This is a genomic window from Robertmurraya dakarensis (genome assembly GCF_900156875.1).
GTDB classification, from domain to species: Bacteria; Bacillota; Bacilli; order Bacillales; family Cytobacillaceae; genus Robertmurraya; species Robertmurraya dakarensis.
The window spans coordinates 1,746,985-1,762,706 of sequence record NZ_LT707409.1 but is presented as its reverse complement, the minus strand read 5'-3'; the positions used below and the strand labels follow the sequence as shown (position 1 = coordinate 1,762,706).

Genomic DNA, 15,722 nt, shown 5'->3' with positions numbered 1-15,722 from the left:
AAATTGAACGAAACTGTCAAGCTTTTAAAAAACCATCGATCTGTTCGTGAATTCGATCCGGCAAAGGATGTTACAGAAGAGCAGGTTAAAGCCATGATAGAATCTGCTATAGCAGCACCAAACTGGGTCAATGGTCAGCAGGTCAGTATTATTGAAGTAAGAGATCAGGAAAAGAAGGCAAAGTTAGCTGAGGCAGCAGGCAAGCAGAGATGGATTGAAGAAGGACCCGTATTTTTTATCTTTTGCCTAGATTTTTATCGAGCAAAGGTTGCTGCAGAAAAAAATGGCAAAACGCTTCAAATTGTCGATGATATTGAAGCCATTATTATAGGATCTACAGATGTGGGGATCGCTTTATCAAATACAATCAATGCCGCGGAATCAATGGGATTGGGGATAGTTCCAATTGGCGGAATCCGTCGGAACCCTCAGGTATTTATTGATACGTTAGAGCTCCCTGAATATGTGTTTCCTATTTCGGGACTGGTGGTGGGCCACCCTAGAGACATCCCGGAACAAAAGCCCCGCCTCCCGCTTGCTGCCACTTTCCATAAGGAGCAGTATAATGCTGAAATTCAAGGTGCTGTTATAGACCAATACGATGAAAAAATCTCAACCTACATGAAGGAACGTACAAATGGAAAGAGCTCGGCAAATTGGTCAAGCAGGACAGCTGGCTTCTATGATACCGGCTTTGAGCATTATCAGAAAAATGTTACACCTGCACTTCGGAAACAAGGTTTTCGTTATCAATAGAAAAAGATTATGGCAACCATGATTTTTACATATTAACAGGTAGTTGAAGAAATAAGGCTGGCTCATTTTTTGAGCCAGCCTTATTTCTTTATCAAGGAGACGGAAATGCCAAGCACACATGAGAAGGAATAAAAAGGATTAGCTCGAATACATATTATGGAATTAGCTTTTTTAACTCCTCATGATAACTAAATAAAAACTATTTTAGGCATAAAGAAGAAATCTATTAGCAAATAAAGGAGAGAGAATTTATTGGAAAAAGAAAAAGTAGTATCCTATAAAACTTGTCCATTGTGTGAAGCAACTTGCGGTTTGGAAATTCATACTGTTGGAAAAAATGTAGTCGATATCCGTGGAGACAAGCTTGACCCTTTGAGTAAGGGGTATTTATGTCCGAAGGGATACAGCTTAAAGGAGCTTCATGATGACCCAGACCGGATTAGAAAACCGATGATTCGAGAAGGAACGGTGTGGCGTGAAGTATCTTGGACAGAAGCGTTTAGGGAAGCGGCAAAAGGGCTGAGAAGTGTCCGGGAAAAATACGGTTCAAGTTCTCTAGGTGTTTACATTGGAAATCCGAGTGCACATACACTGGCCGGACAGCTCTATTTTAGCCAACTCGTGAGATCACTAGGAACGAAAAATGTATTTTCCGCGAGTACGATGGACCAAGTTCCAAAACATCTTGCAGCCGAGCTTATGTTTGGCGACGTCATTAACATCCCAGTTCCAGACATTGATCGTACTGATTATTTAATGATCATTGGTGCCAATCCACTTGTTTCAAATGGAAGTATGATGACCGCACCGAATATGAGAAAAAGAATAAAAGATTTACAGAACCGTGGTGGTAAGCTTGTTGTCATTGATCCCGTCAAGACAATAACGGCTCAGCAAGCGGATGTGCATCATATGATCCGCCCGGGAACAGATGCTCTATTCCTGCTAGGGATTGTACATACTCTATTTAAGGAGGAGCTTATTTCTATTGAGAGACTAGCGCATTATGTCAACGGGGTCGAGGAAGTAAGGAAGGCAGCGTCAGATTTTTCTCCAGAAGAAGTATCTTCTTTATGTGAAATAGAGGCTGATGATATACGTAAAGTGGCGAGAGACCTGGCATCATCACCTAAAGCAGCTGTATATGGAAGAATGGGAACATGTACACAATCATTTGGAACCGTTACCACATGGTTGATCAACGTCATTAATACACTTACCGGTAACTTAGATCGTGAAGGCGGTGTTATGTTCACGAATCCAGCGACTGGCGGGGTGACTGCCAGCAGTAAAAGAAGAAAAGAAGGAAGTATTCATTTTGGCCGTTTTCATAGCAGAACCCGCAGTGTTCCGGAAGTGCTTGGAGAGCTCCCTGTTAATACCATGGCAGACGAAATTGAAAATCCAGGTGATGGTCAAGTAAAGGCACTATTGACATTTGCAGGAAATCCGGCGCTTTCTGCACCTAATAGTAAGCGATTGCAAAAGGCGCTGGGACAATTAGATTTTATGGTGAGTATTGACATTTATTTAAACGAAACTACCCGGAATGCAAATGTTATTTTTCCAGCACCATCTCCTTTAGAGAAAGCACATTATGATCTGGCGCTATATAAATTCTCTGTTCGGAATATTTCAAATTATTCAAAATCAGTTTTCTCTCTTCCATCTGACATGCCTGATGAATGGGAAATCATTCTTCACCTCATGGCAGAATTAAGTGATGAAGACTTGGAGAAAGATCCAGTCGAAGCTTTGGATACCAATTTGATTACCGCAATGGTAAAAAAGGAAGTAAGTAGGACTGGTTCTCCTATTTTTGAATACGAAGCTGTGAAGATTCTCGAAGAATTGTCTGGGCGAAAAGGACCTTCTAGATTGCTCGACTTTTTAATCAGGGTAGGACCATACGGGGATCATTTCGGCAGAAATCCAGGAGGGTTAACCTTGGCTTACTTAGAAGAGCACCCGCATGGAGTTGACCTAGGACCGCTAAAACCTCGTATTCCGGAAGTTTTGCTAACTCCTTCAGGGAAAGTGGAACTGGCACCAGAATTGATTGTTAGAGATATTGAGAGACTTCGTCAAAAATGTGCTGATGGTAAGTCAAAGTTCATGTTAATTGGCAGAAGAGATTTACGATCAAATAATTCGTGGATGCATAACCTTGAGGGCCTCGTGAAAGGGAAAGAACGATGTACATTATGGCTTCACACAAAGGATGCCCAGCAGCTGGGTCTGTCGAATGGGGAAAGAGTAAAAGTGATTTCTCGGACAGGTGAGCTTCAAGCCGCCGCAGAAATTAACGATAATATTATGCCGGGTGTTATCAGCCTTCCTCATGGCTGGGGACATCAGCTTTCAGGCACTCGAATAGAAACTGCCAGCAAACATGCTGGTGTGAACATGAATATCCTCACGGATGATTTAGAGACAGATTTGTCAGGAAACGCGGTCTTAAATGGAATTCCGGTGGTGTTGGAACCGATTTTAAATTAATCTAATTGATTTAGAGGGGGATAATGATGAGCAAAATTATACACGAAAGAAATGTGAAAGCTGTCATGCGAGATGGTACCAAATTGTATGCAGATGTGTTCAGACCTGATGGAGACGGGAGATATCCCGTTTTATTACAAAGAATGCCTTATAATAAGGCGTTCTTGCCTCTATCCTCTTTAGTTTTAGATCCAATTGCTGCAGCACACGAAGGTTATGTGGTGATCATTCAAGATGTTCGTGCCCGTTTTGCGTCGGAAGGAGATTCCTTTTATATTTATAAGAATGAATTTATGGATGGCTATGATTCAGTAGAGTGGGCGGCCAGTTTGCCATATAGTAATGGAAATGTAGGGATGTTTGGGCTCTCCTATATGGGGATGACTCAATTTCAAGCAGCAGTCATGCAGCCTCCGCATCTAAAAGCGATATTTCCGATTACTTGGGGAACGAATGTGTTCATGTATCGCGGGGGAGCGCTGGAGCTTGGTTTATTGGGCTCATGGAGCTTAGCGACAATAGGACCAAATGCTGTCATAAGAGCTAAAAAGGGGAAAGAGGATTTCATAAAGGAATTTATGGAGCTTATTCATGCCATTGACAATATAGAGACGGAAGCATTTAATAGACTGCCTCTAAAGGACAGTGAATGGATGAAGCTGGGGGAAGGTTATGCCTCTTTCGTCCATGATATTTTGAATCATGATCGTTTAGATGAATTTCATAAAGAAATTAGTGTCATAGGGAAAGAAGACCAATTGAAGGTGCCAGCATTTACCATTGCCGGTTGGTACGATTGTTTATTAGACGGCAACCTCAAACATTATGAAGGTTTAAAGGATCAAGAACAAACTAAGCTTATGATCGGTCCGTGGGTTCACGCTAGTTTTCAACCAGCTGTCGGAGAGCTGAATTTTGGTTTAAGCGCATCCAGTATGCTGCTCGAATTAAAAACAGATTTAACTAGCTTGCAGCTTAGATGGTTTGATTATTGGTTAAAAGGAATGGATAACGGAATTACAAAGGAAGCACCAGTCAAAATTTTTGTCATGGGTGAAAACAAATGGCGTGATGAACAGGAATGGCCTTTGAAGCGTGCAGTCTACACACCATATTATTTTAATAGTAATGGGAATGCCAACACTAAAGATGGTGATGGAAAGTTAAGTAAGAATCCACCGGTTATGGAAGGCTATGATCGTTACATTTATGATCCTGCTAATCCAGTTCCAACATTAGGAGGAAATCACTTATTGCCAGCTCATTATCCGCGGGGCCCGGTCGATCAGCAAACCATTGAAACAAGGGAGGATGTGCTTGTTTATAGCAGTGAAGTATTGGAGGAAGATATCGAGGTAACGGGGCCGCTGAGGGTTATCCTCTATGCGGAGAGCTCAGCTGTAGATACAGATTTTACAGCAAAGCTCGTTGATGTACATCCAAATGGGAAGGCCTATAATATAGCAGACGGAATTATTCGTGCGAAATATAGAGAAGGTGACGAGGCGAAGGCTTCCTTGATCGAGCCTAATGTCGTTTACCGCTATGAAATTGATTTATTGGCAACAAGTAATCTATTTAAAACAGGTCATCAGATTCGCGTAGAAATTTCGAGTAGTAATTTTCCGCGCTTTGACCTCAATCTTAACACTGGTGAATCAATGAGAGATAGCGATTCTATGATCTCTGCTGCACAGAGAGTTCATCATAGTGAAAAATATCCTTCCCACATTGTACTGCCCATTATTCCGAGACCCGCTACTTGATAGCTATAAGTGTGATAGGACAATGAGATTGAGGGATTATCACTAATATTGTTTTGACTGTCTCCGCAGAGTATGCTTGTTAACTTCCTGCTTTTTCCTTTTAGTATAAGAGATTAGCTGGGTAGAACTTCAATTTTTTGACTATAGGAAATCTAAAATCACCTATACAAATGAATGTAGAAAAAGCAGGAGGATAATAAGCTGCATGAACCAATCCATTATCCGGTCGTAATCGGAGAAAACAAGCGGGCTTCCGTACATAGTTCTGTAAAATAAAACTGGAAAATATCAACTCCTCTCACGAATTTGTGAAAATGGGAAATAATAAAAAGGCCTTTTAATTGCCATGTCAGGCTTTTTCTGAACTAGAGGGTCAGTTTCGTGTTTCATTTAACATTTATCATTATGAATGAAAGAGGAGGGGCGTTATGGGGGTTTGTGAGCTCTGTGGCCGAAGTAATGTAGAGACAACAATTCATCACCTGCTCCCCAAAGAAATGGGAGGGACATTTGAACCGACGTCCGTTTTGTGTATACCCTGTCACAAACAGATTCATGCTCTATACACAAATGAAGAGATTGCTGCTCGCTTAAGGACTATAGAGGAGCTGCGCAAAGATGAGAAACTTTCACGTTTTATCAACTGGATTCGGAAGCAGCCACCTACTAAAGTCATGAAAATTAAAAAATCTAATGAAAGGAGAAGAAAAGGCAGGTAGAATTAAAAACACTTGAATAGTTATATTTTAGTCATAGGAGTAGTTAGATCGTGAGGGTTCGAACTTGGACTATCACCTATTGATTCATGATTTAATAAGATATCTTATAATTGAATTAAGATTATAAGGAGATTAATGATGAAAAAAGTGCTGCTTTTCGGTGATCCAGGAATTGATGATGCCATTGCCATCATTTACGCATTATTAAATCCTGAAATTGATTTGGTGGGTGTAGTAACGGGGTTCGGCAATGTTGATGAAAAGCAAGCAACCGATAATGCTGCTTATCTCTTGCAGTTAGGTGGAAGACCGGACATTCCGATAATTAGGGGAGCTAAGGGCCCTTTTTCAGGAGAGATTGTAACTTATTATCCCGAAATACACGGCCCAGAAGGGTTAGGGCCCATCCGTCCGCCGGAGAATTTTACAGCCAATGTTCGTGATTTTAACTTTGCCTTTGAATTAATTAGAAAATATAAGGATGAATTGACGATAGTAGATACCGGCAGAAGTACTTCTCTTGCAGCTGCTTACCTATTGCTTGGTGAGGATATAGTAAACTCTGTGCAGGATATTTACCTTATGGGTGGTGCATTTAATTATCCAGGTAATGTAACGGCTGTAGCCGAAGCTAATTTTCACGGCGATCCAATTGCCACCGATTTGGTTTTAGAAAAAGGAAGAGATATCACGATTATCCCACTGAATGTAACGAATCATTCTATTGTTACTCCACAAATGATTGATGTGATCTCAGCACAGCAACAAAATCCATTCTCCACGTTGATAAAGCCGATTTATGAGTACTATACAAATGCCTATAAAGAATTAATTCCAGGGCTTAACGGATCCCCTATGCATGATGCCATCACTCTTTTTGCTGTAGTAAATCCGCATTATTTCCAATATATCTCAAGACGTGTCAGAGTAGATACATCCGAAAAATCCAGAGGCAGAACGATAGCTGATTTTCGAGTAAAGCCAGATGCCGAACCATTGGTAACATTAGATCGAATTGCACTTAGTTTTGATTATCATGCCTATATTAAGGATTTTATGAAAATAATGACAAGTTCACTAACGCATAACAAATAGGCAGCTTTGTTCAGTAAATGAATAATTGAAAACTAAGCTACCACAGCATTGACTATGAAAAAAACTCTTCAAAAAAGACTGACCCCAATGTCCATAAAGGAATACATTAGAGTCAGTCTATTTTCAAGCATTTTTCCTTATTGTATTTTTTTGGTTAAGCAAGAAATCAGTAATATGATCATAGCTTAATGGTTTACTAAAATAAAAGCCTTGAACGAAATCACATGAAAATTGCTTGACTAAAGATAACTGTTTATAATTTTCTACGCCTTCCGCTACTACATTTAAATTTAGATCATGTGCGAGGGTTGTGATGGCTTTTGTGAGGGCAACGCTGTTAGAATTCTTATCAATATCATAGATAAATGAGCGATCAATCTTGAGCGTGTCAATCGGGAATTCTTTTAGGTAATTTAAAGAAGAATAACCTGTGCCAAAATCATCGATTGAGATAGTTACACCCAAGTCTTTTAATTGATGAAGTACTCCTATTGCCTTATGTACATCGTGCATCACCATATTTTCGGTGATCTCTAGTTCCAAAAGATTAGGCTCCAAAGATGTTTCACTTAGTATCATTTTAATCTGGTCTACAAGATCATGCTGGAGAAATTGCCTTGCAGATAGGTTTATAGCAACTCTAACAGGAGGATGTCCGGCCTTTTGCCAGTCATTCATCGTCTGACAAGCTTTTCTTAACACCCACTCGCCTATAGGTAGAATCAGCCCGGTTTCTTCGGCAATGGGGATAAATTCTCCAGGTGAAATCATTCCTAGGTCAGGATGTTCCCATCTAAGCAGTACCTCCACTGATGTGACACTATTGGTTTTCAAATTTACCTGCGGTTGATAATATAATAGCAGTTCATCTTTTTCTAATGCTTTTCTCAGGCTGTTTTCAATTAATAATTTTTCAAAACTTCCAGCACTAATATCTGCTTTGGCCTTTTCATATTGATTTCGGCCTTTTTTCTTTGCACGATACATCGCAGTATCTGCGTTAGTTACTAAAGATTCAACATCATCCCCATCAAATGGAAACATACTAATTCCAATGCTTGTCGTTATGTAAATATCGGTTTCCTTAAGGACAAATGTTTTAGCGAATTCCGCAATTATTTTTTTAGCGTATTGTTCTGCTCCTTTTTCGTCCTCAACATCATCGAGGACACATACAAATTCATCTCCACCCATACGTGCCATCATATTATGATTGCCGATGGCATGTTTGATTCTTAACGCTGCTTCCTGCAGAAGGATATCACCATAGGAATGGCCAAGAGTATCGTTGACAAACTTAAATCGATCTAAATCCAAAAATAAAACTGCAAAAATAGAGTGGTTTTTCCTAGCTGTTAAGATGGCTTTGTTTAATTCCTGGTGAAGCAGAAAACGATTTGGCAGTTTCGTCAAAGGATCGTATCCGCTTACTTGAAAGTCAGTCAACAGCCAAATACACAAGGAATCACTGTTACGGTTGAAATAGACCGGGTTGACAATAAGCCATTGGAGGATTTCACTTTTGTCCTTAGTTTTTACAAAAACCTCGCTTTGACTGCTTTTCTCAGGATGATAGTTCCCTATAATGAAGGATTCTATCTTTTTGTTAATAACTTCTTCTCGGCTAAAACCACTCATTGTAAAATAAATTGTATTAGCAGTGATAATATTTCCATGCTCATTGGTAATAAGAGCCATTGTATCCAATTGTTCAAAAATATCTTTATAAGTACCCCTTTGTATTTCTTCCACAACGCCCACCTGCACTTTCAACTTTAATTTTATGCTCATTTATAATTCAAAACATTGATTTGCATCACTGTTTTGAAATTTACGAGAACGTATAATAACGGTAATAAGAGCCTTTTAAGAGGTTGGGGGTTTTAGAAGTGAGTTTATTCACATTTGATGATATGAAAAAAATAAAAAGGGACAAGCTTGGTGCTGATGTGCCCCTTGAGTTATTTCGTTCTGTTCGATTAATTGGGATGTATCAAGGATTGCCAATGAAGGGGAAGAATACAACGATTACAGTTGGCAGGGAAATTGGCAAAAGTATGCCTGTACAGTCAATTGAGGATGCTTTACATATCTTTGAAGAGTTGAAAATTGGAATTCCTAGAATTGTTAAAAAGACAGAAAATGAGATGCATATTGCCATTGAGGATTGCTTTTGTGATGGATTACCTATAATAGAAGGAAATATGGTATGTGATTTAGAAGGAGCGATTCTAGAAGGTGCCATTTCAACGATTTATGAAGGGAATATATCGATCCGCGAAGTGAAATGCAATGTTAATGGAGATGAACATTGCGAATATATTATTAGAATCTCTTAATAATAGGGGTATGCTATCCGCAGGGTAGGAATTGGAGGATGAAAATGGTAGCCAGGTGGTTGACAGTAAATATCTTGACCATATTTTTAATCATATTTTGGAGCCTCCACCAATAGTCTATGCTCAATATGATCAGTTATGGACAGCAAAAATCATTAGTGGAAGTTTATCGGTATGTGTACTGATGCTTCTATTATTCAGTGGATTGTTAAGAAGTCAGAAGGCGACCGGGAAGAGAAGAAGGTTTCATTATAAGATGGCTTTTATTTTTTTCGGCTTAATAGCGGCACATGTTATTTTATAGTCAAAAAGGAGAGTTGCAGCAGAACTCTCCTTTTTGCATTTCATTCTATTCGATTATAGGGGAAAGTATTTAGTTCTTTCTTAGTGATGAATAGATTAAGAGTCTTTAATTATTTGACAAAATACCAATATATATTTCATTTTATCTATTTTTATGACAATTTTTATGAAAAATGTGGTAAAATATGATGAAATTGTAAGTAATGAAGGGAGAATAATAGATGCCTAGTATATCTAACTGGTGGATGAAAAAAGCATTACCGGGTGTTTTAGCCGCAACGCTAACTTTATCCTATGGAGCGGCTGTAAGTGCTGACGGAGTTCAAAGCGAAAATAAACAAGAATCTTCAGTTGTAGTATTCACAGACATTGAAAATCATTGGGCTCAAGAAGCGATAGAAAGAATGGCAGAACATGGGGTGATCAATGGTTACCCTGATTCCACGTTCCGTCCCAATGACCCTGTCACGCAATTACAAGCGGTCACCATTGTCATGAATGTTCTTAAGCAAAGATCAAACGATCTGCTTACAGATGGTGATGCCTACATGGGGTGGATTCCAGAGTATGCAAAGGAAACGGTTGAACTAGCTTTGTATAATGAGATTATTAGCTGGGCAGACATTCAGCCATTTGGGGAGTCAGCTACGAGAATGTTTGTTGCAAATCTATTGGCCAATGCACTGGATACGAATAATAACACTGCAATTGACTTAGGAAGTTTAACTTTTACAGATATATCAGACCTAAGTGCTATTGAGAAAATCAACTTAGCTGTTGCAGTGGATAATAAGCTTGTTACAGGCCATGAAGATAATACGTTTAGGCCAAATAATTCAGTCACACGCGCACAGATGGCGACTTTTGCCAATCGCCTTTTTGATAAACTAGAGGCTAAAGAAGAGGATCCCGTTAATGAACCTGAACGTTTTGAGGTTGTGGCAGGGGAAATTACGAATATTGCAGCTGATAGAAACGAATTGACAATAGGGTCGGCTACTTTAAAAGTTTCGGAAGAAGCCAAAGTTAAAATTAATGAAAAAACAGCTAAATTAGCAGACTTAGAAGCTAAGATGGAAGTCAGAGTGCTTATTCAAAATGAGCAAATTGTGGAAATTAATGCTTATAAGTCCACAGATGATGAAACTATAGAAGAAGGGGTTGCTTTTGATCGTATTGTGACAGGCAAAATCTCCGAGGTTTCTGTTGTTGATAGAGAGTTAAAAATTGACTCGAAAACTTTTAAAGTATCTAATAATGTTCTAATTGAAATAAATGGTAAACTGGCAGACTTTAAGTACTTAGAAAAGAATATGCAAGTAGTGATTGTCGTTGTTAAAGATCAGATTGAATCGATTTATGCGTTTAATGTAGAAGAACAAGAACCGTTAGAATTCAATGTTGTAAAGAATTCAGATAAAGGTGCAGATTTTAAAGAAGCAAAATTAACAGGAGACCGTGTTAATGACGAAACACCAGATCTGAAGGATGGAAAACTGACGATTCGAATTAATAATGGAACCCGAACAACGGTTGATGTGGAAGAAATAAACGGAGATCAGCAAGATGGAGAAGAAGTTGCAGAAGAGTTAGAAGAAGCAATTGAGGATGCTTTAAATGCTAAACGTGTGAAGGTTACATTTGATGCTAATCGCGATCGCTTTATCTTCGAGTCGATTAACAGTCCGAAAAATGAGGTTCCTGCTATTCAATTTAGTGGAGACAAAGCCGTTTTAGATGCTTTAGGTTTGGATACTGACACGATAAAAGGCTCTAGCTCAGAGCTATCCTGGAAGATTTCAGTTAAGTCTACTGCAGCCTTTGATGAAACCTATGAACTTCATATGAAAATAAAAAATGAAAATGTTAATGTTACCGTCAGATTCTCAGTTGAAAAAGGTGATACTGCTGAAGAAGTTGCAGAAGAAATTGCGGAAGCACTAGAAGACAATTCCTATATCAAGTCGATCTTTGACATCGACGCAGATGATGAAGAAGTTATTTTAACACCAGATGATGATGATTATGAAGTTGAAATTGAAATAACAGTCAGCTAGGCTTAGTGTTTTAGAAGGATAGTATGCGTACTATCCTTTTTTTGCTGATATATCAAGGAATTCATCATATAAACTTAACCTTTCTTGTTGAATGAGGAGCATTGTGAAAGGCTTTGCTAAGACCGAACTCCAGGATATGCTTTTTTTCTACTTCTTTATATGGCAACAATACCTCTACTTCTTTCGCATGCGGGGAGACTGAAAGACTGACGGTTTCTTCATCTTTCCAGTGCGCATCGATACGCTGATTATTGGCAAAATGGAAGCGTTGTGAAAATCCATTCCGATAAAAGGGGTGTTCTTTAGATTTATCAACACCAGGTTTATTTAAACATATATATAAGGATAGGTTATCGCAGAATTTCAACATATCTAAATGATATTGCAGTTGTTTTTCTTTCTGTATGATTCCTATTATATTTAACATTTTTAAGAGAGTTTGCTGTCTCTGTACCTCCTGTTTGTAAAAATTTTGACTGTATTGATCGTCAGAATGTTGGAGGAATGATCCGTAATGCAAACTGCATAGTAGTGCAGCATATTTATTTTTGAATTCTACTTCATCGATCCCCTTTTTATAGTGGGCAATTTTAGGAGCTAATGGATAATCTATAAAGGAAAAAGGTATTTGCGTTCGCTTATTTAATAGCGGATTCTTATCTAGGTCAATCCATCCCCGGTCATGCTCGTATATAGCAAAAATTACATCTAGTTTTCTTTCAACCCCGAAGAAGTAATCATCTCTCCAGTTCTCTGCTAACAAACCTGATACTTTTGCATGATCATGCTGATTGATCATTATAAAGCTGTCGTTTTGTTGTGCAACAATCATGATTTCACCTCCTGATTTATAATAAAATTACTTTAAAGATTTTAGACAAAAACTTCAAAATACTATAATTTTTAGGTTGATGATTTTTAGAAAATCTGATATTATAAAGCAAATGAAAAGGCTATGTGTAACTGGCGAAACGCGGACAACCGCGAGGGAGCACATAGTAACGATTAGCCGTTCGCCTGGGCAGAGGTAAGGGATTTATCCCTTACCTCTTTATGTTTATTAGGGGGGATAGCAAAGTATACTTTTTGTTAATTTCTAGTTTCATTTTTAGAACATTAAAATTTTTATCGAAACTTTGGATATTTTAATGTTAATATAGTAATTAGATGCATTTACTACTGTTATTTTATCGTAAATTTTTCTATTATAAAAAATAATGTAGTAATTTGAAAACTTTCTTAAAAGGAGAAGACAATATGAGCACAATTGCAGTGAACAACACAAAAACAATTAAGACGTTAAATGCTATTGCTGAAAGCGGGTTAAAGGTATTTAATAACGATCGATATACTATTGATGATAACAGTGAGAACCCAGATGCTATTGTTCTTCGCAGTTTCAATATGCACTCAATGGAATTTGGCAGCAGCCTAAAGGCAATTGCCAGAGCTGGTGCTGGAGTGAATAATATTCCGGTTGATAGATGTACGGAAAGTGGAATTGTTGTTTTTAATACACCTGGAGCTAACGCTAATGCTGTAAAAGAATTAGTATTAACGTCATTGATGGCATCTTCTCGTAATCTTTTTGCCGGGGTATCATGGGTGAAGTCATTAGATGGTGAAGGTGAACAAATTCCAAAGCTTGTTGAAGCAGGAAAGAAACAATTTGTTGGGAAAGAAATTAAGGGAAAAACATTAGGCGTTATTGGATTGGGAGCAATTGGAGCCTTAGTTGCAAACGACGCGCTTGATTTAGATATGGATGTCATTGGTTTTGACCCATTCATCTCTGTTGACACTGCATGGAATTTATCTCGTAATGTTCAACGTGCGATGTCACTTGAACAATTATTTGCAAATAGTGACTATATCACAGTTCACGTTCCATTAACTGATGACACAAGAGGAATGTTTAATAAAGAAACATTCAGCATTATGAAGGATGGTATTCATATTTTGAACTTCTCCCGTGGTGAGCTAGTAAACGAAGAAGATATGGCTGTAGCACTTGAAAGTGGAAAAGTTGGTAAATATATAACAGACTTCCCTAATGAAAATGTATTAAAGATGAACAACGTTGTAGCAATCCCACATCTTGGTGCATCAACGAGAGAATCTGAGGAAAACTGTGCAATTATGGCAGCTCGCCAAGTGAAGGAATTCCTTGATACTGGAAATATTAAGAACTCAGTAAACTTCCCTAATGCATATTTAGATTATACTGGTAAGCGCCGTGTCGCTGCATTCCACAAGAATGTTCCAAACATGGTTGGACAAATCACATCAGCTATTTCAAATTATGAACTAAACATTGCTGACATGGTAAACAGAAGCCGTGGAGATTATGCATATACAATGATCGATATCGATAACAAGATAAATGGTGATGTGATTCCTGGTTTAGAAGAAAAAATTTCTGCAATTGATGGAATCGTTAATGTACGTGTTATCTAATTAAAATCTGATAATGAACTAGAGAAGAGACCTAAATGGTCTCTTTCTTTTATGAATATGGATACCTTATTGGATATCATTTAAGTTTCATTTTTTATGGCTTCAATGTCCTTAGACATCAGTTCCATTAACTTAGCCATTTGAGCTCTTGTTGATTTGTTAGTAGGACGGAATGTGCCATCCTCATATCCGCCAATATGCCCTTGGTGATAAATAGCCATTACTGGCTGCAGTGACCAGCGATCAGCGGAAATATCTGAAAAGGCGCTTTCTACTCCCGCGTCCAACGGATAATCAAAAATTTGATAAAGAATTTTTGCTAGTTGTTCTCTTGTTAAATTAGCTTCAGGGTCAAACTTATTTGGTGCTTTTCCATCTAAGTACCCTAATTCCCTGGCGAGTTCAATTTCTTCCTGAGCCCAATGCCCCTTTAGATCATCGAAATGGTATTCCCTTGGTTTAAGTTGTTCTTTCCCTAGAGCTCTTATTAAAATGACCGCTCCTTGTGCTCTCGTCAGAGGCGTATTTGGAGAGAAAGTTGTACTAGTTCTTCCTGTCATCCAACCCTTTTGAGATACGTAATGGATATGTCCTTCCGCCCAATGCTTTGAGGTCACATCGACAAAATAGCTGCCATTCAGCCATAAAGAATAATAATCCCAAGTGTCAGGAGTTTCGTGATAGAGCGCCCATGAACCAGTCCCTTTGATTCCATACTTATTGGGTAATCGCAGTTTGGCTTTTATCGAACGTTCATTTTCGTACCAGATAATATAATCCCCCTGTGTCAATTTGGTGCTGCCAATAAAGAAGGATTTTCCTTTTGGAATGGTAAAAGTAGCGTAGGAGGACTGGCTTGCTTCATCAAACTGGACTTTTCCGTTGAATTCCTCTATTGCGTCCTCGACTCTTGTACTTGAGATTCCTCTTCCTGTAATCTTAATATTTTCAAGCGTAGGTCCGTCCAATTTCCATATACGGCCATAAAAAGGCAGACCATAAACAATCTTGTCTTTGGGAACGCCTTCTGTAAGAGCATATTGAATGGATCGCTCTGAAAACGTGATACTGGCAACGGGACCAATTGGACTATCAGGAGATTCCCAGCTTTCATCATATGCCATTATCATTAAATAGTCTGCATACTCTGAGAGCTTTTTGTAATCATAAAAGCCGTGCCATCCGGTCTTCCAGCCATTTGGATTTGCAGCAACTGCAACAGACACTTCCTTGTTCTTAGGTACGTACTGTCTTAACAGTCTGATAAAGTCCGTATGATCGTCTTTATAGGTTGAACCAACACCTTCTATGTCGACATTAACTCCATCAAGCTTATATTTTTCAATCGCATCAGCGATAGCTCGGGCAAGTGCCCGGCGGTTCTTAAGCCCATTGGTTCCAGCAGATACGTTCCAGTGATTAGACAAAAAAGGTACAACCTTTAACCCTCTTCGATGCATCTCGGTAATAAAGGAGGATTGCAGCGTCCAGGTTATGTCTAATTCTCCATCTTTATTTATATCAAAGTAATTCGGTGACACCACATCCAAACTGCCCTTTGTTGCATCGACTTGCCTTAAATAACCGCTTGGGCCGCCAAAGAATAGATAAGACATATTGAAAAGTTTTGTTTGTGCATTGACAGGAATGGAGCTATTGCAAATTAGGGAGATGGCAAGAATCATCCATAATACTGATTTCACATTCTTCATAGTAGCAATCCTTTCATAA

12 protein-coding genes and 1 riboswitch are annotated in these 15,722 nt (G+C 38.6%); of the genes, 9 read left to right on the top strand and 3 right to left on the bottom strand.

Features of this window, described 5'->3' with window-relative positions:
* Window positions 1–3: 3 nt before the first annotated feature.
* From CZ487_RS17255 to CZ487_RS17235, 5 genes are all read left to right on the top strand, one after another.
* Entirely contained in the window at window positions 4–756 is a 753-nt protein-coding gene (locus CZ487_RS17255; protein WP_077213510.1) for an NADPH-dependent oxidoreductase, read from the top strand.
* 252 nt (window positions 757–1,008) lie between these two features.
* On the top strand, window positions 1,009–3,255 hold the full coding sequence (locus tag CZ487_RS17250; RefSeq protein ID WP_077213509.1) for a molybdopterin-dependent oxidoreductase: 2,247 nt from the start codon (window positions 1,009–1,011) through the stop codon (window positions 3,253–3,255).
* 23 nt (window positions 3,256–3,278) lie between these two features.
* Window positions 3,279–5,021, top strand: a complete 1,743-nt coding sequence (locus CZ487_RS17245) for a CocE/NonD family hydrolase (RefSeq protein ID WP_084783325.1) — start codon at window positions 3,279–3,281, stop codon at window positions 5,019–5,021.
* A gap of 428 nt (window positions 5,022–5,449) precedes the next feature.
* On the top strand, window positions 5,450–5,740 hold the full coding sequence (locus CZ487_RS27255; RefSeq protein WP_077213507.1) for an HNH endonuclease signature motif containing protein: 291 nt from the start codon (window positions 5,450–5,452) through the stop codon (window positions 5,738–5,740).
* Between the two features lie 135 nt (window positions 5,741–5,875).
* Complete coding sequence (locus CZ487_RS17235; RefSeq protein WP_077213506.1) at window positions 5,876–6,835, top strand: nucleoside hydrolase; 960 nt, start codon at window positions 5,876–5,878, stop codon at window positions 6,833–6,835.
* A gap of 123 nt (window positions 6,836–6,958) precedes the next feature.
* On the opposite strand, the gene CZ487_RS17230 is transcribed toward CZ487_RS17235, so the two are convergent.
* The gene (locus tag CZ487_RS17230) at window positions 6,959–8,587 is read right to left on the bottom strand and encodes a sensor domain-containing protein (RefSeq protein WP_237562910.1); all 1,629 of its coding nucleotides are present in this window, start codon (window positions 8,585–8,587) and stop codon (window positions 6,959–6,961) included.
* 137 nt (window positions 8,588–8,724) lie between these two features.
* Here CZ487_RS17230 and CZ487_RS17225 point away from each other — a divergent pair, with 137 nt between their 5' ends.
* From CZ487_RS17225 to CZ487_RS17215, 3 genes are all read left to right on the top strand, one after another.
* The gene (locus CZ487_RS17225) at window positions 8,725–9,174 is read left to right on the top strand and encodes a 4-vinyl reductase (protein ID WP_337189750.1); all 450 of its coding nucleotides are present in this window, start codon (window positions 8,725–8,727) and stop codon (window positions 9,172–9,174) included.
* Window positions 9,175–9,205: 31 nt separating this feature from the next.
* Complete coding sequence (locus CZ487_RS17220) at window positions 9,206–9,478, top strand: hypothetical protein (RefSeq protein WP_077213504.1); 273 nt, start codon at window positions 9,206–9,208, stop codon at window positions 9,476–9,478.
* A 220-nt stretch (window positions 9,479–9,698) separates the two neighbouring features.
* Window positions 9,699–11,534 (top strand): S-layer homology domain-containing protein, encoded by a 1,836-nt coding sequence (locus CZ487_RS17215; protein WP_077213503.1) that lies wholly within the window; start codon window positions 9,699–9,701, stop codon window positions 11,532–11,534.
* Between the two features lie 64 nt (window positions 11,535–11,598).
* On the opposite strand, the gene CZ487_RS17210 is transcribed toward CZ487_RS17215, so the two are convergent.
* Window positions 11,599–12,366, bottom strand: a complete 768-nt coding sequence (locus tag CZ487_RS17210) for a DUF3891 family protein (RefSeq protein ID WP_077213502.1) — start codon at window positions 12,364–12,366, stop codon at window positions 11,599–11,601.
* A 117-nt stretch (window positions 12,367–12,483) separates the two neighbouring features.
* A riboswitch (ZMP/ZTP riboswitch) is annotated at window positions 12,484–12,564 on the top strand.
* 227 nt (window positions 12,565–12,791) lie between these two features.
* On the opposite strand from CZ487_RS17210, the gene CZ487_RS17205 reads away from it, so the two are divergent.
* Window positions 12,792–13,991, top strand: a complete 1,200-nt coding sequence (locus CZ487_RS17205; protein ID WP_077213501.1) for a phosphoglycerate dehydrogenase — start codon at window positions 12,792–12,794, stop codon at window positions 13,989–13,991.
* 80 nt (window positions 13,992–14,071) lie between these two features.
* On the opposite strand, the gene CZ487_RS17200 is transcribed toward CZ487_RS17205, so the two are convergent.
* Window positions 14,072–15,703, bottom strand: coding sequence for a glycosyl hydrolase family 18 protein (locus CZ487_RS17200; RefSeq protein ID WP_077213500.1), 1,632 nt, complete (start codon window positions 15,701–15,703; stop codon window positions 14,072–14,074).
* Window positions 15,704–15,722: the final 19 nt, after the last annotated feature.